This window comes from Thauera sp. ZXT1-4, assembly GCF_052598215.2.
In genome coordinates, this window is record NZ_JBQWSN020000009.1 from 19,176 (window position 1) to 39,904 (window position 20,729).

Below are 20,729 nucleotides of genomic sequence, written 5' to 3' on the forward strand. Positions count from 1 at the left end.
GCCCCTTGCAAGGGCGCGGCATGCGAGCACCTCCTCATGAACCGAGCAATCGGCGTCCTCTTCGTCGCCTTCGTGGTGGCAGCGACGGCCTACGCTTTCTCCGGGCGAAGCGACTCGCCCATGCCGCCCACCCAGGTCCGGATCTCGAACCTGCAGATGCTCGATGCTGCCGAGAGCCCCGAAGGCCGGCTGCTCGCGGTGGGTGAACGCGGGAAGATCTTCATCTCCGACGATCGTGGCGGGAGCTGGCGTGCAGCCAGCACCCCAGGCGCAGCAGTGCTTGCGGCGGTGCGTTTCATCGACGCCCGGCAGGCGGTAGCGGTCGGGCATGACGCCGTGGTCCTGCGCAGCGAGGACGGGGGCGAGAGCTGGCGCATGGTGCAATCCGATCCCGAGGCCGAAGAGCCGCTGTTCGGGCTGTGGCTCGGCGAAGGCGGGCAGGGCTTTGCGGTCGGTGCCTACGGGCGTTTCCTCGCGACCTCCGATGGCGGCGAAACCTGGGCGCCGCGCGAGATCGAGGCGAACGCGGACGCGCTGCACCTCAATGCGGTGCTGCCGCTCGGTGGCGAGCGTTTCCTGATTGCCGGCGAGGCCGGCACGCTGCTGCGTTCGGACGACGGCGGGCAGACCTGGTCAGCGCTCGAGTCCCCCTATGCGGGGTCCTTCTTCAATGCGCTTTCGCTTGCCGAGGGGCGTGCCCTGGTGTTCGGCATGCGGGGCCATGTGTTCCGCACCGATGATGCTGGGGACTCTTGGACCGAGGTCGATACGGGCGTGCATGCCTCTCTCTTCGGCGGGCGCGTGCTTCGGGACGGCAGGGTGGTACTGGTTGGCCAGAGCGGCGTGGTGTTGGTGAGTGCGGATCAGGGGCACAGCTTCGACCGTCTGCAGGGGCCGGACCGGCTGGTGCGTGCGGCGGTGGCAGAAGTGGGGGATGGCGAGATTCTGCTGGTGGGTGAGGAGGGCGTGGTGCGCATGACCTTGCCCGCGGTGGTCGGGGAGAAGTCCTGATGTTGAAGCAGTTCGTCGAGTTCCTTGGTCTGCTGCTGTTCAAGCGGCGCAAGTTCTTCCTGGGCGTTTTCGTGCTGTTGACCGTGCTGCTCGGCGCGTCGGCGAGCCGCCTGCAGGTCGACGCGGGTTTCGAGAAGATGATCCCGCTCGAGCACGAATACATGAAGACTTTCATGGCCTACCGCAACACCTTCGGTGGTGCCAACCGCGTGCTGGTCGCGCTGCGTCAGCATGAGGGCGACATCTACAACGCGGGTTTCATGCAGAAGCTGAAATCTGCCACCGACGAGGTCTTCTTCATCCCGGGCGTGGACCGGGCGACCGTGACCTCGCTGTTTACGCCCAACGTACGTTTCATCGAGGTGGTCGAAGCCGGTTTTGCCGGTGGCAACGTCATCCCGGCGGACTTCGAGGGCACGGCGGCGGATCTCGAGACCGTGCGTGAGAACGTGCTCAAGTCCGGTCGCGTCGGCCGCCTGGTGTCCAACGATCACCGCGCGGCGATGATCAGCGCGGAGCTGCTCGAGATCGACCCGAACACCGGTGCCCGGCTGGATTACCTTGCCGTGGCGGAGCAGCTCGAGGACCTGCGCGAGCGCTATGCGGGCGAGGGGCTGGATGTGCACATCATCGGCTTCGCCAAGGCGGTGGGTGACATCACCGACGGCGCGCGTGGCGTGCTGATGTTCTTCGTGGTTGCGTTCGGCATTACCGCGGTGCTGCTGTTCCTGTACTCGGGTTCCGTCAAGCTTGCAGTGCTCACGCTGGCATGCGCGATGGTCCCGGTCGTCTGGCTGATGGGGCTGCTGCCGCTGATCGGCTTCGGCATCGACCCGATGTCCATTCTGGTGCCTTTCCTGATCTTCGCCATCGGCGTCAGCCATGCGGTACAGATGACGCACGCCTGGCGGCTGGAAATCATGCAGGGGGTGGGGCCGCTGACCGGTGCGCACAATGCCTTCCGCCGTCTGGTGCTCCCGGGCTCGATGGCGCTGACCACGACCGTGGTCGGCTTCCTCGTCATCCTGCGCATCGAAATCGACATGGTGCGCGAGCTGGCGCTTACCGCCGGGCTCGGTGTGGCACTCATCCTGGTCACCAACATGCTGCTGCTGCCGGTGCTGCTGTCGTGGACGCGGCTCGATGCGGAGGCGATGCGGCGGACCATGACCGCCGAAGCGAAGGACCACTGGCTGTGGGCGCGCCTGCGTACGCTGGCCGAGCCCAAGCGAGCCACGGTGGTGGTGCTGATCACCGCGGTGCTGCTGGGCGCAGCCACCTGGAAGTCGCGTGACCTGCGCACCGGCGATCTCGGTCACGGCATCCCCGAACTGCATGAGGACTCACGCTACAACCAGGATACGGCCGCAATCGTCGAGTCGTTCTCGATCGGTGTGGATGTGCTGTCCGTGATCGTGCAGACGAAGGGCGTGGATGGCGCATGCACGAACTTCGAAATCATGGACACCATCGACCGCTTCGAAACCACCATGCGCGGCGTCCATGGGGTGCAGAGCGTGGTTGGCCTGCCGGGCGTGGCAAAGACGATCAATGCGGGATGGAACGAAGGCAACCCCGCCTGGCGGGCGTTGTCGCGCAACCCGACCGTGCTCGCACAGTCGGTGACGCCGGTCGATACCAGCACCGGCCTGCTCAATACCGACTGCAGCGCGATGCAGGTGCTGATCTTCACGCGCGACCACGAAGGGCCGACGATCGCCCACATCGTCGCCGAGGTGAAGGCCTTCCGCGAAGCCAATCGTGGCGAGCATATCGACTTCCTGCTCGCCTCCGGCAACGTGGGGGTCATGGCCGCGACCAACGAGGCCGTCGACGCTGCCTCGTTCGAGATCCTGGTGCTGGTGTTCGGGGCGATCAGCCTGCTGTTCTTCCTCGAGTTCCGCTCCTGGCGTGCCACGTTGTGCATCATCCTGCCGCTGATGATCGCGGCGGTGTTCTGCAATGCGCTGATGGCTCTGCTCGGCATCGGGCTCAAGGTGTCTACGCTGCCGGTGGTGGCGATCGCCGTGGGGATCGGGGTCGACTACGGCATCTATTTCTACGAGCGCATGTCGCACCGCTTCGAGCATGGTGATTCGCTGCCCGACGCCTTTTACGCCGCGCTGAGCCAGCGCGGCACGGCGGTGATGTTTACCGCCACGACCATGGCGGTGGGGGTGGGCACGTGGATCTTCTCGGCGCTCAAGTTCCAGGCCGACATGGGTCTGGTCATGGCGCTGATGTTCGTGATCAACATGCTTGGCGCGCTGCTGCTGCTGCCCTCGCTGGCGGCATTGCTGCTCGGCGACCGCCCGGCGGCCGGAAAGAAGGGCTGAGCGTGCGGGTCTTGCGTCCGGCGGCGAGGTTCGCGCAAAGAGAGACAAATCCGCGCATAAAAAATCTTGACAGCCTTCGGGCTTTCCTTAGAATTCAAACGAACGTTTGAATGAGCTTGACTCATTCAGGAGACCGATGGTGAGCACAACAACCGGCAGACATGGACCCGAGACGCGCGGCCGCATCCTGGATGCAGCCGAGGCCCTGTTTGTCGAGCATGGGCTGGAGGCGACCTCCATGCGAATGATCACCGCGCTCGCGGGGGTGAATCTGGCTGCCGTGAACTATCACTTCGGCTCGAAGGAAAACCTGATCCAGGAGGTGTTCCGGCGCCGTCTGGGGGAACTCAACCAGCGTCGCCTGGCTGCGCTGGATCAGGTGGAGGCGGATGCGGTGCGCGCAGGTGTCCGCGTCAAGCCCTCGCAGGTGCTGGAGGCGTTTTTCGAGCCATCGCTGCAGATGGCGACTGATCTCGCACACGGGGGGCGGATCTTCATGCAGCTGCTCGGTCGGACCTACACCGAGCCGAACGCCTTCGTGCGCAAGTTTCTCGCGGCCGAATATGCGGACACGCTGGAGCGCTTTCTCGCTGCGCTTTACGAGTCCCTGCCGGGCGTGCCACGCGAGGAGATCCTCTGGCGCTTCCACTTCATGATGGGTGCGACCTCCTACGCGATCGCCGGCACTGACGCACTGCAACTTTTCGCCGGCAAGTTCGACGACGAAGACCCCGCGCGGCTGATTCCGCGATTGATGTCCTTCCTGCTGGGCGGCCTCCGGGCGCCCCTGCCCGATTTTGCACACTCCGGCACGGCCGAGCCGGGCGATGTGCGCTGACCGATCAGGAGAACACGAAAGATGATCTGGTTGCTACTGGTTTCCCTCCCTCCCTTGGCAGGCGCGCTCGCCTACGGGCGAGCGCCTCTTTTTGCCTGGCTCGGGCTTGGGTTGGCGTGGCTTGCTGCCGTGGGCTGGGCTGCAGGCTGGGGGTTTGGCTGGACTGTCCTCGCGCTTCTGGCCTATGGCGGCGCGCTCGGAGCGATGATGAATGAAGGCATGCGCCTGAAGCGGATCACCGGTCCGATCTTCAAGGCCTTCCGCGCGGTGCTGCCGACGATGTCGCAGACCGAGAAGGACGCGCTCGAGGCCGGCACCGTGTGGTGGGAAGGCGAACTGTTCGCCGGCAAGCCCGACTGGAACAAGCTGCAGTCCTATCCCTGGCCGAAGCTCAACGCCGAGGAACAGTCCTTCCTCGACAACGAAACCGATGAACTCTGCCGCCTGACCGACGACTGGGACTGCACGCAGAAGGGCGACATGCCGGCCGAGGTCTGGCAGTACATCAAGGACAAGGGCTTCCTCGGCATGATCATCCCCAAGGAGTACGGCGGAAAGGGCTTCTCCGCCTTCGCCCACTCCCAGGTCGTGACCAAGCTGTCCACGCGCTCCTCGGCGCCGGCGGTGACGGTGATGGTGCCCAATTCGCTCGGACCGGCGGAATTGCTGTTGCACTACGGCACGCCCGAGCAGAAGCAGCACTATCTGCCGCGACTGGCGACCGGTGAGGAGATTCCGGCGTTTGCGCTCACCAGTCCGTGGGCGGGCTCCGATGCGGCCTCCATCCCCGATGCCGGCGTGGTGTGCAAGGGCATGTGGAACGGCGAGGAAGTGCTCGGCATGCGCGTCAGCTTCGACAAGCGCTACATCACCCTGGCGCCGGTATGCACCGTGTTCGGCCTGGCCTTCCATCTCTACGATCCCGATCGCCTGCTGGGGGGCGAGGAGGTGCTCGGCATCACCTGCGCACTGATCCCGCACGACCATCCGGGAGTGGACATCGGGCACCGCCACTTCCCGCTCAATGCGGTGTGGATGAATGGTCCGGTGCGCGGCAAGGATGTGTTCGTGCCGCTCGAGTTCATCATCGGCGGGCCGAAGATGGCCGGCCAGGGCTGGCGCATGCTGATGGAGTGCCTCGCGGCCGGCCGCAGCATCTCGCTGCCGGGCTCCAATACCGGCATGCAGAAGATGACTGCGCGTGCGGTGGGCGCCTATGCTCGCGTGCGCTACCAGTTCAAGACCGCGATCGGTCGCTTCGAGGGCGTGGAAGAGGCGCTTACCCGCATCGGCGCCAACACCTATCTGTGCGATGCGGCGCGGGTGATGACCGCGGGCGCAATCGATCTGGGCGAGAAGCCTTCGGTGGTGTCGGCGATCGTGAAATATCACGTTACCGAGCGCGCTCGCCAGACGGTGAACGACGGCATGGATGTGATCGGCGGAAAGGGCATCTGCCTGGGGCCGCAGAACTTCCTCGGGCGTGCCTACCAGCAGATTCCGGTGGGCATCACCGTGGAGGGTGCCAACATCCTCACCCGCAGCCTGATCCTTTTCGGCCAGGGTGCGATCCGTTGCCATCCCTACGTGCTCAAGGAAATGCACGCGGCGCAGCGCGGCGACCTGAAGGCATTCGACAAGGCGCTTTGGGGGCACGTCGGTTTCACCGTGTCCAATGCGGCGCGGGCGCTGGTGATGGGGCTGACCGGTTCGCACTTCGTCGGCGTGCCGGACACGGTGGCGCCGGAAACCCGGCGTTACTACCAGCAACTCACGCGCTTCTCGGCTGCGTTCGCCTTCATCGCCGACATCTCCATGGGCACGATGGGCGGTGCGCTCAAGCGCAAGGAAAAGCTCTCCGCCCGTCTGGGTGACATTCTTTCGCTGATGTACCTGGCCAGCGCAACCCTGCGGCGCTACGAGGCCGAAGGTCGCCAGGCGGCCGATGCGCCCCTGATGCACTGGGCGATCTGGGACTGCATGTTCCGTATCCAGCAGGCCTTCGAGGGCGTGATCGCGAACTTCCCGAACCGATTCTTCGCCTTCCTGCTGCACCGCGTGGTGGTGTTCCCGCTCGGCCGCCCGTATGTCGTGCCTTCCGACAAGCTCGGGCATCAGGTCGCGGCGCTGCTGCTCGAACCCTCGCCAACCCGCGACCGCCTGACGTCCGATGTGCATCTGCCCACCGATGTCGAGGAGCCCGTCGGTGCGCTCGAGGCAGCGCTGGTCGCGACCATCGACGCGGAGCGGATCGAGGCCAAGCTCAAGGAGGCGCGCCGTGAGGGGCGCTTCGATCCCAGGATCCTCGCCTCCGGGGACGTGGATGAGATCTGGCGCATTGCCCTGCATGCGGGGGTGATCGACGAGCGCGAGTACGCGATCATCGAGCGCCGGAACATGTTGCGCGACAAGGTCATCCGGGTAGACGACTTCAAGTACGACTTCGGACTCAAGGCTGCGATGCGCAAGGTGCCGTCGCACTCGCCGGCGCGCGAGGGGGCGGCATGACGCGTCCGGTCTACATTGTCGACGGTGCGCGCACGCCTTTCCTCAAGGCACGCAATGCGCCGGGTCCCTTCACCGGGGCGGACATGGCCACCGCCGCGGGCAGTGCACTGCTGGTGCGCCAGCCCTTCGCTCCCGATGAACTCGACGAGGTGATCCTGGGCTGTGCCAGCCCTTCGGTCGACGAGGTCAACATCGGCCGTGTGGTGGCGCTGCGCATGGGCTGCGGCAACGCGGTGCCCGGCTGGACGGTGATGCGCAACTGTGCCTCCGGCATGCAGGCCATCGACTCCGCGATTGCCAACATCCAGTGCGGTCGCAGCCAGCTCGTGCTCGCCGGCGGTGTGGATGCGCTGTCGCACGCGCCGCTGCTGTTCTCGGACAAGATGGTGCGCTGGCTGGCGGGCTGGTACGCGGCCAGGGACGCAGGACAGCGCTTCGAGATGCTCCGGCGCTTCCGCTTCGGCCACCTGAGTCCGGTGATCGGCATCATGAAGGGGCTGACCGACCCGATCGTCGGGCAACTGATGGGCCAGACTGCCGAAAATCTGGCGTGGAAGTTCGGCATCAGCCGTGAGGACATGGACGCCTTCGCGGTCGAGAGCCACCGCCGCGTATGTGCCGGGCAGGACGCTGGGCACTACGCCGACGAGATCGTTCCGCTGGTCGATCGCGACAGCAAGGTCTACGCGGCCGACGACGGCGTGCGGCACGACTCGTCCATGGCCAATCTCGCCAAGCTCAAGCCGTTCTTCGACAGGAAGTACGGCCGTGTCACCCCCGGCAACAGCTCGCAGATCACCGATGGCGCCGCCTGGCTGGTGCTGGCCTCGGAAGAGGCGGTCGAGCGCCACGGCCTGCAGCCGCTCGGGCGCATCGTCGACAGCCAGTGGGCAGGCCTCGCGCCCGATCAGATGGGTCTGGGGCCGGTGCACGCCACGATGCCGATCCTGCAGCGCCACGGCCTGGCGCCGAACGACCTGGATGCGTGGGAGCTCAACGAGGCCTTCGCAGCGCAGGTGATCGCCTGCCTGCGTGCCTTCGGCGACGACGAATACTGCCGCACCCATTTCGGCACCGACGCCCCTGGCGCACCGGCTGCGGAGCGGCTCAACGTGGATGGTGGCGCGGTCGCGCTCGGCCATCCGGTCGGCGCGAGCGGAGCTCGCATCGTGCTCCATCTGCTGCATGTGCTACGCCGCAAGGGCGGCGGGCGTGGGCTCGCGTCGATCTGCATCGGTGGTGGGCAGGGTGGCGCGATGCTGGTGGAGACCGTCTGATGAGCACGAACATGCAACATGACTGGAAGCACTGGCGCCTGCGTCGGGAGGAATCCGGTTTGGCCTGGCTGGATCTGGACAAGGCGGACGCGAGCGCGAACGTGCTGTCGTCCGAGGTGATGAGCGAGTTCGCCAGCGTGCTCGACGCGCTGGACGCTGCGCCGCCGAAGGCGCTGGTGATTGCCTCGGCCAAGCCCGCCGGCTTCATCGCCGGCGCCGATATCGAGGAGTTTTCGCGGTTGGACTCGGTGCTGGCCGCGCGCAGGCTGGTCGAGCGTGGCTGGCTGCTGTTCAACCGGCTGGCTGCGGTGGGGTACCCCACGCTGGCCCTGATCCGCGGCCACTGCATGGGCGGGGGGCTGGAGTTGGCGCTCGCCTGCCGTTACCGCATCGTGGTGGACGATCCCGGCACCAAGCTCGCGCTGCCCGAGGTCATGCTCGGCATCGTGCCGGGGTGGGGCGGCATGTTGCGCCTGCCCGACCGGATCGGCCCGGCTGCGGCGCTGGACATGATGCTGACGGGTAAGGCGGTGGACGCAAAGAAGGCGAAGCGCCTCGGCATCGCCGACGACTGCGTGCCGCCGCGGGTGATGGAATCGGCCGCGCGCATCATGGCCCTGTCCGGTGCGCCGGCACGCAAGCTGCCGCTCAAGGAGCGCGCGCTGCGCTGGGCGATGAACGGCCCGGCGCGGGCAAAGGTCGCCGACAAGGCGCGCGCCCAGGCTGCAAGCAAGGTGAGCCGCGAAAACTACCCGGCACCGTTCGCGATCATCGACATCTGGGAGCGCTACCGCGGCAACGCGCTCGACGTTCCGGCGCAGGACCCGTCCTCGCTCGACACGATCTTCACATCGCCGACCGCGCGCAACCTGGTACGCGTCTTCTTCCTGCAGGAGCGGCTCAAGGCCTTCGGCAAGGATAGCGACTTCGCGCCGCGCCACGTTCATGTGGTGGGTGCGGGCGTCATGGGCGGCGACATCGCCGCGGTGTGTGCGCTGCGCGGCATGACGGTGACGCTGCAGGACCAGTCCGTCGAGCGCATCGCACCGGCGATCGCGCGCGCCGCAAAGTTGTTCGAGCGCCGCCACAAGGGCGATCAGAAGCAGGTTCGGTTCACGCTCGACCGGCTCATCCCCGACCCCAGGGGCACGGGTGTGGCGCGCGCGGACGTGATCATCGAAGCCATCTTCGAGAACCTGGACGCCAAGCGTAGCCTGTTCGCGGACCTGGAAGCGCGCGCGAAGCCCGATGCGGTGCTGGCCACCAACACCTCCAGCCTGCGCCTGGAGGACATCGCCACCGTGCTGAAGGACCCCGCGCGGCTGGTGGGCATCCACTTCTTCAATCCGGTGCCGATGCTGCCGCTGGTCGAGGTGGTGCAGGGCGAGACCACCGACGCCGAGGTCCTGCGCCGCGCCACCGGCTTCGTGCGCCGGATCGACAAGCTTCCGCTGCCGGTGAAGAGTGCGCCGGGCTTCCTCGTCAATGCGGTGCTCGGCCCCTACATGCTCGAGGCTCTGCGCTGCGTGGAGGAAGGCGTTGCGCCCGAGACCGTCGATGCCGCATTGCTTGCCTTCGGCATGCCGATGGGGCCGGTCGAGCTGGTCGATACCGTGGGGCTGGATATTGCCGTCGCGGCGGGCAAGGCGCTTGCGGGTGAGGGGGCCGAGCCGCCGAGGCGGCTGATGAAGCTGGTCGGCGAAGGCAAGCTCGGCCGCAAGAGCGGGGAAGGCTACTATCGTTGGGAAGATGGCAAGGCGATCAAGGGCGAGGCGCAGCAAAAGGGCGGCAAGCGCCGCAAACCTGCGCCCGAGCCGATTCCCTACGGACTGGCCGGACGCGTGATCGCCCCCTTGCTCGACGCCACGCAGCGCTGCGTGGCGCAGGGGGTGGTCGCCGATGCCGACCTGGCCGACGCAGGCGTGATCTTCGGTGCGGGCTTCGCACCTCACACCGGCGGGCCGATGCACTATGTTGCGAACAGGAGCTAGGGCCTGCTACGTGTCGCCCTGCGGCACAGGTGGCTGCGGGTGGCTTGCATCCCGGCCAGCCCCGGTCTTTTCCTCTTCTAAGTTGGTGCCTGGCGCAAGGAGTTCGTGATGCCCCCGCATGCAGCCCCCGTCTTTACCTCGCTTCCGGAGCACAAACAACCCGCCCTGCGCGTGATGCCGATGCCCGCCGACCTCAACCCGGCGGGTGACGTGTTCGGTGGCTGGATCATGTCGATGGTCGATATCGCGGGGGCGATCCCCGCGCACAGGCGGGCCAAGAGTCGCGTCGCGACCGTGGCGGTGAATTCGTTCGTATTCAAGCAGCCGGTGTCGGTGGGCGACCTGGTGAGTTTCTATGCGGAGGTGGTGTCGGTGGGTTGCAGTTCGGTGACGGTCGATGTGGAGGTCTTCGCCGAGCGTGACCCGGAGAACCCGGTGGTGGTGAAGGTGACGGACGCGCGCCTCACCTACGTGGCGCTCGATGATCGCGGGCGCAAGCGGCCGATTCCGGCCGAGTGAATGCGGCACAAGCGCCGCACGAATGCCGCACTGTACAACCGGAGGTTTGCTGTCCATGCATGAACACCTGATCGAATCGACGCCCTCGGCGTATGGCTATCCACTGCTGATCAAGCAACTCCTGCACACGCCGCGTGCCACCGCCGCGGACCAGGAGATCGTTTACGCGGACAAGGTGCGCATGCGCTACGCGGACCTGTTCGAACGCATCGACCGCCTCGCCAATGCACTCGCCAGCCTCGAGGTGCAGCGCGGCGACACGGTGGCGGTGATGGACTGGGACAGCCACCGCTATCTGGAGTGCTTCTTCGCCGTACCCATGTACGGCGCCGTACTGCAGACCGTGAACGTGCGCCTGTCGCCGGACCAGATCGCCTATACGCTGAATCACGCCGGTGCGAGCGTGCTGATGGTCAATGCCGAATTCCTCCCGCTGCTGAAGCAATTCCGTACCGAACTGGAGAGCGTGCGCAAGCTCGTGCTGATCAGCGACGAGCCGGTCGACGAGGATGCGCTGCCCGAAGGGTTCGTGGGGGAGTACGAGGTGCTGCTGGCGCAGGCGTCCAGCGAGTTCGACTTTCCGGATTTCGACGAGAACACCCGGGCCACCACCTTCTACACCACGGGCACCACGGGGCTGCCCAAGGGCGTGTATTTCAGCCATCGCCAGCTGGTGCTGCACACGCTGGCGACCACGGCGGCGCTGGGCCTGTCGCCCGCGCAGGGGCGTTTCCATCGCGGCGACGTGTACATGCCGATCACCCCGATGTTCCATGTCCATGCCTGGGGCGTGCCCTACATCGCCACGCTTGCGGGGGTGAAGCAGGTCTATCCGGGGCGCTATCACCCCGACACGCTGTTGAGCCTGATCGAGCGCGAGAAGGTCAGCTTCTCGCACTGCGTGCCCACGATCCTGATGATGCTGCTGATGTCGCCGCGCTCCAAGGACGTGGACCTCTCTGGCTGGAAGGTGGTCATCGGCGGTTCGGCGCTGCCCACGGGGCTGGCCGAGCAGGCGCTCGCGCGTGGTATCGATGCCTTCACCGGCTACGGCATGTCGGAGACCTGCCCGATCCTGACCCTGGCGCACCTGCCGCATGACGCCGACCCGTCGCAGCCACATGCCGAGCTGCGCGTGAAGACCGGGCGTCCGATCCCGCTGGTCGATTTGCGCACCGTCGACGCGAGTCTCGCCGACGTGGCCCGCGATGGCCGCAGTGTGGGCGAGGTGGTGGTGCGTGCGCCCTGGCTGACGCAAGGCTATCTGCACAACCCGGAGGCGTCGGCGCATCTATGGGAAGGCGGCTGGCTGCACACCCAGGACATCGGCCACATCGACCCGGCCGGCTACCTGCAGGTCACCGACCGCATCAAGGACGTGATCAAGACGGGCGGCGAGTGGGTGTCTTCGCTCGAGCTGGAGGATCTCATCGGGCGCTGCGCGGGGGTCGCCGAAGTGGCGGTGATCGGGGTGCCGGACGAAAAATGGGGCGAGCGTCCCGCCGCGCTGGTGGTCCGAAAGCCCGGCAGCGAGGACACGCTGGATGCCGACACGGTGCGCGCCCATGTCGAGCGTGCCGCGCAGGAAGGCCATGTGTCGCGCTATGCAGTGCCCGACAAGGTGGTGTTTGTCGATGCGCTGGATCGCACGAGTGTCGGCAAGATCAACAAGCGCGCCCTGCGCGCCCGCTTCGCCTGAAGCACGAACGCGCCCGCGCCGCGTGCGCGCGGGCTTGAACCGAGACTCTCTCATCAGGAGGTGCATGTGAGCAGATTGATCATTCGCAAGGTTGCCGTGCTCGGCGCCGGCGTCATGGGGGCGCAGATTGCGGCCCATTGCGCCAATGCCGACGTGCCGGTGGTCCTGTTCGACCTGCCGGCCAAGGAAGGCCCGGCCAACGGCATCGTCGACAAGGCCGTCGCCGGCATGAAGAAGCTCGATCCGGCGCCGTTCGCCGCCAAGGATCGGGCGCAGTACATCGAGCCCGCCAACTACGGCAGCGATCTCGCACGCCTGGGCGAGTGCGACCTCGTCATCGAGGCGATTGCGGAGAAGGTGGAGTGGAAGCTCGATCTCTACGCCAAGGTGGCGCCGCACCTCAAGGCGGGGGCAATCTTTGCCTCCAACACCTCCGGCCTGTCGATCGAGGCGCTTGCTGCCGGGATGCCGGTTGATCGCCGCAGTCAGTTCTGCGGCGTCCACTTCTTCAACCCGCCGCGCTACATGCCGCTGGTGGAGCTGATCCCCACCGCGGCCACCGACCCCGCGCTGCTCGACGGCCTGGAAACCTGGCTGACCACGCGTCTGGGCAAGAGCATCGTTCGCGCCAAGGACACGCCCAACTTCGTCGCCAACCGCGTCGGCGTGTTCTCCATCCTCGCCGTGCTGCACCATACCGCCCGCCTCGGGCTGGCCTTCGATGAAGTCGACCTGCTCACCGGCCCGCGCATCGGCCGCCCCAAGAGCGCGACCTTCCGTACTGGCGACGTGGTGGGCCTGGATACGCTGGCGCACGTGGTCGGCACCATGCAGGCGACCCTGCCCAACGACCCCTGGCATGCGCACTTCAGCACGCCTGAATGGCTGCAGGCCCTGATCGCCAAGGGTGCGCTCGGGCAGAAGACCAAGTGCGGCATCTACCGCAAGCAGGGCAAGCAGATCCAGGTGCTCGACCTGAAGCTGCAGGACTACCGAGAAAGTGGCGGTGAGGTCTTCCCCGAGGTCGACGCGATCCTGAAACTGAAGAACCCGGCGGAAAAATTCGCCCAGCTCGCAGCGCATCCGCACCCTCAGGCGCAGTTCCTGTGGTCGATTTTCCGCGATGTGTTCCATTACTGCGCGGTGCACCTGGGCGACATCGCCGACAACGCGCGCGATGTGGATCTGGCGATGCGGTGGGGTTTCGGCTGGGCGCAGGGACCTTTCGAAACCTGGCAGGCCGCCGGCTGGAAGGCGGTGGCGGAGATGGTTCGCGACGATATCGCGCACGGTCGCGCCATGGCCGACGTTCCGCTGCCGGCCTGGGTGTTCGAGCGCGAGGGCGTGCATGCGCCGGCCGGCGCCTACAGTGCGGCGGAGAACGCGCTGAAGGCGCGTGCCAAGCTGCCGGTGTATCAGCGCCAGCTCTATCCCGACCGCGTGCTTGGCGAGGCGCCGGACGATCGTGGCGAGACGCTGTGGGAGAACGCCGGCGTGCGCCTGTGGCGCCGTGCCGACCAGGATGCGCGCATCGGCATCGTGTCGATCACCTCCAAGATGCACGCGATCGGCGACGAGGTCATGGATGGCCTGCTTGAGGCGATCGCGCGTGCCGAGCGCGAACTCGACGGGCTGGTGATCTGGCAGCCCGCACCCTTTGCGGTGGGCGCCAACCTGCAGCAGGTGGGTGAGGCCTGCCGTGCCGGGCAGTTCGATCTGCTCGAGAACATGGTGGCCAAGTTCCAGCGCACCTCGATGGCGATCAAGCATGCACAGGTGCCGGTGGTAGCTGCAGTGCAGGGCATGGCGCTGGGGGGCGGCTGCGAGTTCGTCATGCACGCCGCGCACCGGGTCTTTGCGCTGGAGAGCTACGTCGGCCTGGTGGAGGCTGGCGTGGGCCTGATCCCGGCCGGCGGTGGCTGCAAGGAGTTTGCTCTGCAGGCGCACGCCATGGCGCAGCGCGCGGCGGGCGGCGACGTGTTCCCCTTCATCCAGAACGCGTTCCAGACCATTGCCATGGCCACCGTGGCCAAGAGCGCGCAGGATGCGGTGCGCCTCGGCTTCGGCCGCGCCTCGGACGACGTGCTGTTCAACGCGCACGAGATCCTGTTCGCAGCGATCCGCAGGGCACGCGCAATGGCCGAGTCGGCCTGGCGGCCGGCCTTGCCCGACCCGCAGATCACCGTGGCGGGACGCAATGGCATTGCCACCTGCGAAATGATGCTGGTGAACATGGCCGAGGGCGGCTTCATCTCGGCGCACGACTACCGCGTCGCCAGGGCGGCGGCCACCGCGCTGTGTGGCGGCGAGGTGGACACCAATCGCCGCGTTGGCGAGCAGTGGATCCTGGATGTCGAGCGTGCGCAGTTCGTCGAACTGCTCAAGACCGAGAAGACCCAGCAGCGCATTGCGCACATGCTGGAAACCGGCAAGCCCCTGCGCAACTGATGGCCGCCGTCTGACGGCAACGGATTGAGGAAACAAGCATGAGCAAACAGATTCAGGACGCATACATCGTCGCCGCGGTGCGCACGCCGGTTGCCAAGCGCAATGGGGCTTTCCGTTACGTGCGCCCCGACGACATGCTGGCGAAGGTGTTGCGCGCGGTGGTGGCCAAGGTGCCCAACCTCGACGCCAACGAGATCGGCGACGTCATCACCGGTTGTGCGATGCCGGAGGCTGAGCAGGGCATGAACGTGTCGCGCATCGGCTTGCTGCTGGCGGGCCTTCCCGACAGCGTGCCCGGCCTGACCATCAACCGCTTCTGCGCCTCGGGCCTGCAGTCGGTGGCCGATGCCGCCAACCGCATCCGCCTGGGCGAAGCGGACGTCATGATTGCCGCCGGCACCGAGAGCATGAGTGCGATGCCGCAGATGATGGGCAACAAGGTCAGCCTCAACCCCGAGATCTTTGCGCACGCTGAAAATGTCGCGATCGCATATGGCATGGGTCTGACCGCCGAGAAGGTCGCGCAGCAGTGGGGGGTGAGCCGCGAGGACCAGGATGCCTTTGCGGTCGAGTCGCACCGCCGCGCCTGCGCGGCGATTGCGGCGGGCCACTTCGCGAGCGAGATCGTGCCCTACGCGGTGCAGTCGCATGTGCCCGGCGGCGATGGCGCGGTGCGCATCAGTGAGCGTGTGCTCGAGCATGACGAGGGGCCGCGCCCCGACTCCGCGGTGGAAAAGCTCGGCAAGCTGCGCCCGGTGTTTTCCGCGCGCGGCTCGGTCACGGCGGGCAACAGTTCGCAGATGTCCGACGGCGCTGCTGCGGTTCTGTTGATGAGCGAGGCCGCGGTGAAGCGCTACGACGTGCGGCCGATCGCACGCTTCGCCAGCTTCGCCGTCGCCGGCGTGCCGCCCGAGGTCATGGGTATCGGTCCGGTGGAGGCGATCCCGCGTGCGCTCGCGCGCGCCGGAGTGACGATGGCGGACATCGGCTGGACCGAGCTCAACGAGGCCTTTGCCGCCCAGGCGCTGGCGGTGATGCGTCAGCTTGAGATGGACCCGGCGAAGGTGAACCCGCTCGGGGGGGCGATCGCGCTGGGCCACCCGTTGGGCGCTACGGGGGCAATCCGCACCGCGACGCTGATGGCGGCGATGCAGCGCGACCCGGGGCTGCGCCACGGCATGATCAGCATGTGCATCGGCACGGGCATGGGGGCTGCAGGCGTCTTCGAGCGCTGCTGATCGCTTCTGTCCTTCTCCGCCGTGAGCGCCGCTGGTTGCTCGCGGCGGGCCCTGGTTGGCGTGTGGATAACACGGATGACGTGAACGTCAACACGCTCTCGGCGTGATCCCGGGGTAACAATCTTTTATAATTCGTGCGTTTATCGACGCGAGGCCGTCACTTCAGCCGCTTGCCGAGGGGGCAGGTGCGCAGATCCAGGGCGGCCTCGTCCATTCCCACGAGTCTATGGGCGAAAAGCGCATGATAAGAATCAAACGCGGCCTGGACCTGCCCATCACCGGCGCGCCCGCGCAGCGGATCGAGGACGGACGTCCGGTGCGCAGCGTGGCCGTCATCGGCTTCGACTACCACGGCATGAAGCCGACCATGGCAGTGCAGGTCGGCGACCGGGTGAAGCTCGGGCAGGTCCTTTTTTCCGACAAGAAGACGCCGGGCGTGGTGTTTACTGCGCCGGGCGCCGGCACGGTCAGCGCCATCCATCGCGGTGATCAGCGCGTGCTGCAGTCGGTGGTGATCGATCTCGAAGGCGATGAGGCCGTCGAGTTCGCGCGCTACGGCGATAGCGAGATCGACGGGCTCGACCCGCAGAAGGTGCGCGAGGGCCTGATCGAGTCGGGTCTGTGGACTGCGCTGCGTACGCGGCCGTTCAGCAAGGTGCCCGCGATCGATGCGCAGCCGAAGTCGATCTTCGTCACCGCGATGGACACCCATCCGCTTGCGGCCGACCCGACGGTGGTTATTGGAGAGCATAAGGACGATTTCGCGCGCGGTGCTCGCGTGCTTGCGCGCATCGCACCGGTCATGGTCTGCCACGCCGAGGGCACGCAGATGCCGTGTGCCGGCCTCTCAAACGTGCGTACCGAAACCTTCGCCGGGCCGCATCCGGCGGGCCTTGCGGGGACACACATTCATTTCCTCGATCCGGTGCACGCCGAGAAATCGGTGTGGTCGCTCAACTACCAGGACGTGATCGCGATCGGCAAGCTGTTCGCCACCGGGCGGTTGTGGACCGAGCGCGTCGTGGCGATTGCCGGTCCCATGGTTGAAAAACCCCGCCTGCTGCGGGCGCGTCTGGGCGCTAGTCTGGACGAACTCACCGCAGGAGAACTCAAGACTGGCTGCAAGGTGCGCGTGATCTCGGGTTCTGTGTTCGGAGGGCGCACTTCCCGTGGTGCCTGTGCCTACCTGGGACGTTATCACCTGCAGGTGTCCTGCCTTCAAGAGGGTACCGAGCGCGAGATGCTGCATTACCTGCGTGCAGGGGCCGAGAAGCACTCGGTGCTCCCGCTCTACATCTCCAGGCTTTCTCCCGGCAAGCTGTTCAACTTCACCACCAGCACCAACGGCAGTCCGCGTGCGATGGTGCCGATCGGGAACTACGAAGAGGTGATGCCGCTCGACATGCTGCCTACGCAGTTGCTGCGCGCGCTGATCGTCGGCGACACCGAAACCGCCCAGAAGCTCGGCTGTCTGGAACTGGACGAGGAAGATCTCGCGCTGTGCACCTACGTGTGCGCCGGCAAGTACGAGTACGGTCCCATCCTGCGTGACAATCTCACGCGCATCGAGAAGGAGGGTTGAGCATGAGTCTGCGCTCCTGGCTCGACAGCATCGAGCATCACTTCGAGAAGGGCGGCAAGTACGAGAAGTACTATGCCCTGTACGAAGCCGTCGACACCGGTCTGTTCAAACCGGCCAGCGTCACCCGTACCACCGCCCACGTGCGTGACGGTCTCGACCTCAAGCGCATGATGATCACGGTGTGGCTGTGCACCTTCCCCGCCATGTTCTTCGGCATGTGGAACGTCGGCTACCAAGCCAACAGCATCCTCGCAGCCAATGCCGACCTGATGGCGGCGCAGGAGGGCTGGCGCATCGCACTCACCGGCGCGCTGGCGGGGCTGGATCCGGCCAGCCTGTGGGCGAACTTCCTCCACGGGGCGACGTACTTCCTGCCTGTTTATCTCACTACCTTCATCGTCGGCGGCTTCTGGGAGGTGTTATTCGCTTCGATCCGCAAGCATGAGGTCAACGAGGGCTTCTTCGTCACCTCGGTGCTGTTCGCCCTCACCTGCCCGCCGGATATCCCGCTGTGGCAGGTCGCGCTCGGGATCAGCTTCGGCGTGGTGATCGGCAAGGAAGTCTTCGGCGGCACCGGCAAGAACTTCCTCAACCCGGCGCTCACCGGCCGTGCCTTCTTGTATTTCGCCTACCCGGCCGAGATGTCGGGCGATGCGGTGTGGACCGCAGTCGATGGCTATACCGGCGCAACCATGCTTTCGCTCGGCGCCTCGGGCGGCATCGAGGCGGTGCTCGGCAACGGCATCGACTGGATGAGCGCGTTCCTCGGCACGGTGCATGGTTCGATCGGCGAGACCAGCACGCTCGCCATCCTGTTGGGCGGCGTGGTGCTGCTGGGGATGAAGATTGCCTCGTGGCGCATCGTTTCCGGCGTGATGGTGGGCATGATCGCGACCAGCCTGCTGTTCAATGCCATCGGCTCCGATACCAACGCCATGTTTGCCGTTCCCTGGCACTGGCACCTGGTGATGGGGGGCTTCGCCTTCGGCATGATCTTCATGGCCACCGATCCGGTATCGGCTTCGATGACCAATACCGGAAAGTGGATCTTCGGTGCGCTGATCGGCGTGATGACCGTGCTGATCCGCGTGGTCAACCCGGCCTTCCCGGAAGGCATCATGCTCGCCATCCTGTTCGGCAACCTGTGTGCACCGCTGATCGACCACTTCGTGGTCGCGGCCAACATCAAGCGGAGGCTCGCGCGCAATGTCTAAGAAAGAATCGACGAGCCGTACGCTGCTGGTGGCGCTCGCGGTCAGTCTCGTCAGTTCGGTCTTCGTCGCCGGCGCAGCGGTGTCGCTGAAGCCGGTGCAGATCGAGAACCGCCAGCTCGACAAGCAACGCAGCATCCTGTCCATCGCCGGCCTGGGCGAAGCGGGCATGTCCGGCCGCGAGGTCAAGGATCTGTTCGCCGAGCGCATCAGTGCCAAGGTGGTGGATCTGGAAACCGGCCAGTTCACCGATGCGAAGGATCCGGCGACGTTCGACCCGCTCAAGGCCGCGCGCGATCCGGCGCTGTCCGATGCGCTGCCGGGCGAGCAGGACATCGCCATGATCAAGCGCCGTGAGCGCTACACCACGGTGTACATGGTCCAGCGCGAGGGCGAGCTCGAGACCCTGATTCTGCCCATTCGCGGTTACGGCCTGTGGTCCACGCTGCACGGCTTCATGGCGGTGAAGGGCGATCTCAACACCGTGGTTGGTATGGGCTTCTATCAGCACGCCGAAACCCCCGGTCTCGGCGGCGAGGTCGACAACCCGAACTGGAAGGCGCAGTGGCCTGGCAAGGAGCTCTTCGACGCGTCCGGCAAGCCGGTGATCCGCATCGTCAAGGGTGGCGTCGACCCTGCCAGCCCGGACGCGAAGCACCAGGTCGACGCACTTGCCGGCGCCACCCTGACCAGCAACGGTGTCGACCGCCTGATCCAATTCTGGCTTGGTGAGCAGGGCTTCGGCCCGCTGCTCGCCAAGCTGCGTACACAACAGGGGGCTTGAAAATGGCCAAACCGACCGTCAAGGAAGTCCTGTTCAATCCGGTCTTCGCCAATAACCCGATCGGCCTGCAGATCCTTGGCATCTGCTCGGCGCTCGCGGTGACGTCGAACCTGCAGACCGCGCTCGTGATGTCGATTGCGCTCACGCTGGTGACCGGCTTCTCCAACCTGTTCATCTCGATGATCCGCAACCAGATCCCGAGCTCGATCCGCATGATCGTGCAGATGGTGATCATCGCGTCGCTGGTCATCGTGGTGGATCAGATCCTCAAGGCCTACGCCTATGGCCTGTCCAAGCAACTCTCGGTGTTCGTCGGCCTCATCATCACGAACTGCATCGTGATGGGCCGCGCCGAAGCCTTCGCCATGCAGAACCCGCCCATGCTCTCGTTCATGGACGGCATCGGCAACGGTCTCGGCTACAGCGTGGTGCTGCTCACCCTGGGCGTGATCCGCGAGCTCTTCGGTGCCGGCAAGCTGTTCGGCGTCGAGATCATCGCGCTCGCCAAGGATGGCGGCTGGTACGTGCCCAACGGCCTGCTGCTGCTGCCGCCCTCTGCGTTCTTCCTGATCGGCCTGCTGATCTGGGGGCTGCGCGCCTGGCGGACCGAGCAGGTCGAGGAACCGAGCTTCCGTATGGCGCCGCAAGTCGTGGAAAAGGAGGCTTACTGACATGGAGCACTATCTGAGCCTCTTCGTGCGGGCCGTGTTCATCGAGAACATGGCGCTCGCCTTCTTCCTCGGCATGTGCACCTTCATCGCGATCTCGAAGAAGGTAGAGACCGCGATCGGACTCGGCATCGCCGTGGTGGTCGTGCAGACCATCACGATGCCGGCCAATAACCTGATCTACACCTACCTGCTGCGTGACGGCGCACTGGCGTGGGCAGGCCTGCCGGATGTCGATCTGTCCTTCCTCGGGCTGCTGTCCTACATCGGCGTCATCGCGGCGATCGTGCAGATCCTGGAGATGCTGCTCGACAAGTACGTGCCCAGCCTCTACAACGCGCTCGGTGTGTTCCTGCCGCTGATCACGGTGAACTGCGCGATCATGGGCGGCACGTTGTTCATGGTCGAACGTGACTACAACTTCTCCGAAAGTGTGGTGTATGGCCTGGGCTCTGGGTTCTCCTGGGCGCTGGCGATCGCACTGCTCGCCGGCATCCGCGAGAAGCTCAAGTACAGCGACGTGCCAGAGGGCCTGCAGGGCTTGGGCATCACCTTCATCACCATCGGCCTGATGTCGCTGGGCTTCATGTCCTTCTCGGGCGTGCAGCTGTAAGGAGAC

15 protein-coding genes are annotated in these 20,729 nt (G+C 65.9%); all 15 read left to right on the forward strand.

What is annotated here, in order from left to right:
• The first annotated feature begins 36 nt into the window (after positions 1–36).
• The gene (locus ACUH78_RS09010; protein ID WP_445333275.1) at positions 37–1,011 is read left to right on the forward strand and encodes a WD40/YVTN/BNR-like repeat-containing protein; all 975 of its coding nucleotides are present in this window, start codon (positions 37–39) and stop codon (positions 1,009–1,011) included.
• Positions 1,011–3,347, forward strand: coding sequence for an efflux RND transporter permease subunit (locus ACUH78_RS09015; RefSeq protein ID WP_445333276.1), 2,337 nt, complete (start codon positions 1,011–1,013; stop codon positions 3,345–3,347). The genes ACUH78_RS09010 and ACUH78_RS09015 overlap by 1 nt, the downstream gene beginning before the upstream one ends.
• A gap of 136 nt (positions 3,348–3,483) precedes the next feature.
• Complete coding sequence (locus ACUH78_RS09020) at positions 3,484–4,185, forward strand: TetR/AcrR family transcriptional regulator (protein WP_418364346.1); 702 nt, start codon at positions 3,484–3,486, stop codon at positions 4,183–4,185.
• Positions 4,186–4,206: 21 nt separating this feature from the next.
• The gene (locus ACUH78_RS09025) at positions 4,207–6,693 is read left to right on the forward strand and encodes an acyl-CoA dehydrogenase (protein ID WP_445333277.1); all 2,487 of its coding nucleotides are present in this window, start codon (positions 4,207–4,209) and stop codon (positions 6,691–6,693) included.
• Positions 6,690–7,970 carry an acetyl-CoA C-acetyltransferase gene (locus ACUH78_RS09030; RefSeq protein WP_418364344.1) on the forward strand — a complete coding sequence of 427 codons (1,281 nt, stop codon included), beginning with the start codon at positions 6,690–6,692 and terminating at the stop codon, positions 7,968–7,970. Before ACUH78_RS09025 ends, ACUH78_RS09030 begins: the two co-directional genes overlap by 4 nt.
• Positions 7,970–9,961, forward strand: coding sequence for a 3-hydroxyacyl-CoA dehydrogenase NAD-binding domain-containing protein (locus tag ACUH78_RS09035; protein WP_445333278.1), 1,992 nt, complete (start codon positions 7,970–7,972; stop codon positions 9,959–9,961). The genes ACUH78_RS09030 and ACUH78_RS09035 overlap by 1 nt, the downstream gene beginning before the upstream one ends.
• A gap of 108 nt (positions 9,962–10,069) precedes the next feature.
• The gene (locus ACUH78_RS09040; RefSeq protein ID WP_418364342.1) at positions 10,070–10,480 is read left to right on the forward strand and encodes an acyl-CoA thioesterase; all 411 of its coding nucleotides are present in this window, start codon (positions 10,070–10,072) and stop codon (positions 10,478–10,480) included.
• A 55-nt stretch (positions 10,481–10,535) separates the two neighbouring features.
• Entirely contained in the window at positions 10,536–12,179 is a 1,644-nt protein-coding gene (locus tag ACUH78_RS09045) for a fatty acid--CoA ligase (RefSeq protein WP_445333279.1), read from the forward strand.
• Between the two features lie 66 nt (positions 12,180–12,245).
• The gene (locus ACUH78_RS09050) at positions 12,246–14,627 is read left to right on the forward strand and encodes a 3-hydroxyacyl-CoA dehydrogenase/enoyl-CoA hydratase family protein (RefSeq protein WP_445333280.1); all 2,382 of its coding nucleotides are present in this window, start codon (positions 12,246–12,248) and stop codon (positions 14,625–14,627) included.
• Between the two features lie 38 nt (positions 14,628–14,665).
• Positions 14,666–15,865: an acetyl-CoA C-acyltransferase gene (locus ACUH78_RS09055; protein ID WP_418364339.1), complete on the forward strand. Its 1,200-nt coding sequence runs from the start codon at positions 14,666–14,668 to the stop codon at positions 15,863–15,865.
• 241 nt (positions 15,866–16,106) lie between these two features.
• Positions 16,107–17,447, forward strand: a complete 1,341-nt coding sequence (locus ACUH78_RS09060; protein WP_418364338.1) for a Na(+)-translocating NADH-quinone reductase subunit A — start codon at positions 16,107–16,109, stop codon at positions 17,445–17,447.
• A 2-nt stretch (positions 17,448–17,449) separates the two neighbouring features.
• On the forward strand, positions 17,450–18,661 hold the full coding sequence (locus tag ACUH78_RS09065) for an NADH:ubiquinone reductase (Na(+)-transporting) subunit B (protein WP_418364337.1): 1,212 nt from the start codon (positions 17,450–17,452) through the stop codon (positions 18,659–18,661).
• A complete protein-coding gene (locus tag ACUH78_RS09070) occupies positions 18,654–19,442 on the forward strand; it encodes a Na(+)-translocating NADH-quinone reductase subunit C (RefSeq protein ID WP_435750233.1) in 789 nt (262 codons plus the stop codon). Before ACUH78_RS09065 ends, ACUH78_RS09070 begins: the two co-directional genes overlap by 8 nt.
• A gap of 2 nt (positions 19,443–19,444) precedes the next feature.
• The gene (locus ACUH78_RS09075) at positions 19,445–20,113 is read left to right on the forward strand and encodes an NADH:ubiquinone reductase (Na(+)-transporting) subunit D (RefSeq protein ID WP_418364335.1); all 669 of its coding nucleotides are present in this window, start codon (positions 19,445–19,447) and stop codon (positions 20,111–20,113) included.
• A 1-nt stretch (position 20,114) separates the two neighbouring features.
• Positions 20,115–20,723 carry an NADH:ubiquinone reductase (Na(+)-transporting) subunit E gene (nqrE, locus tag ACUH78_RS09080; RefSeq protein ID WP_418364334.1) on the forward strand — a complete coding sequence of 203 codons (609 nt, stop codon included), beginning with the start codon at positions 20,115–20,117 and terminating at the stop codon, positions 20,721–20,723.
• Positions 20,724–20,729 lie beyond the last annotated feature (6 nt).

Excerpts from the sequence above, each read along its gene's own strand:
- ACUH78_RS09070 (WP_435750233.1), top strand. The coding sequence starts at position 18,654 with ATGTCTAAGAAAGAATCGACGAGCCGTACGCTGCTGGTGGCGCTCGCG.
- nqrE (WP_418364334.1), top strand. The coding sequence starts at position 20,115 with ATGGAGCACTATCTGAGCCTCTTCGTGCGGGCCGTGTTCATCGAGAAC.
- ACUH78_RS09020 (WP_418364346.1), top strand. The coding sequence starts at position 3,484 with ATGGTGAGCACAACAACCGGCAGACATGGACCCGAGACGCGCGGCCGC.
- ACUH78_RS09060 (WP_418364338.1), top strand. The coding sequence starts at position 16,107 with ATGATAAGAATCAAACGCGGCCTGGACCTGCCCATCACCGGCGCGCCC.
- ACUH78_RS09010 (WP_445333275.1), top strand. The coding sequence starts at position 37 with ATGAACCGAGCAATCGGCGTCCTCTTCGTCGCCTTCGTGGTGGCAGCG.
- ACUH78_RS09040 (WP_418364342.1), top strand. The coding sequence starts at position 10,070 with ATGCCCCCGCATGCAGCCCCCGTCTTTACCTCGCTTCCGGAGCACAAA.
- ACUH78_RS09025 (WP_445333277.1), top strand. The coding sequence starts at position 4,207 with ATGATCTGGTTGCTACTGGTTTCCCTCCCTCCCTTGGCAGGCGCGCTC.
- ACUH78_RS09035 (WP_445333278.1), top strand. The coding sequence starts at position 7,970 with ATGAGCACGAACATGCAACATGACTGGAAGCACTGGCGCCTGCGTCGG.
- ACUH78_RS09045 (WP_445333279.1), top strand. The coding sequence starts at position 10,536 with ATGCATGAACACCTGATCGAATCGACGCCCTCGGCGTATGGCTATCCA.
- ACUH78_RS09055 (WP_418364339.1), top strand. The coding sequence starts at position 14,666 with ATGAGCAAACAGATTCAGGACGCATACATCGTCGCCGCGGTGCGCACG.
- ACUH78_RS09065 (WP_418364337.1), top strand. The coding sequence starts at position 17,450 with ATGAGTCTGCGCTCCTGGCTCGACAGCATCGAGCATCACTTCGAGAAG.
- ACUH78_RS09030 (WP_418364344.1), top strand. The coding sequence starts at position 6,690 with ATGACGCGTCCGGTCTACATTGTCGACGGTGCGCGCACGCCTTTCCTC.
- ACUH78_RS09075 (WP_418364335.1), top strand. The coding sequence starts at position 19,445 with ATGGCCAAACCGACCGTCAAGGAAGTCCTGTTCAATCCGGTCTTCGCC.
- ACUH78_RS09015 (WP_445333276.1), top strand. The coding sequence starts at position 1,011 with ATGTTGAAGCAGTTCGTCGAGTTCCTTGGTCTGCTGCTGTTCAAGCGG.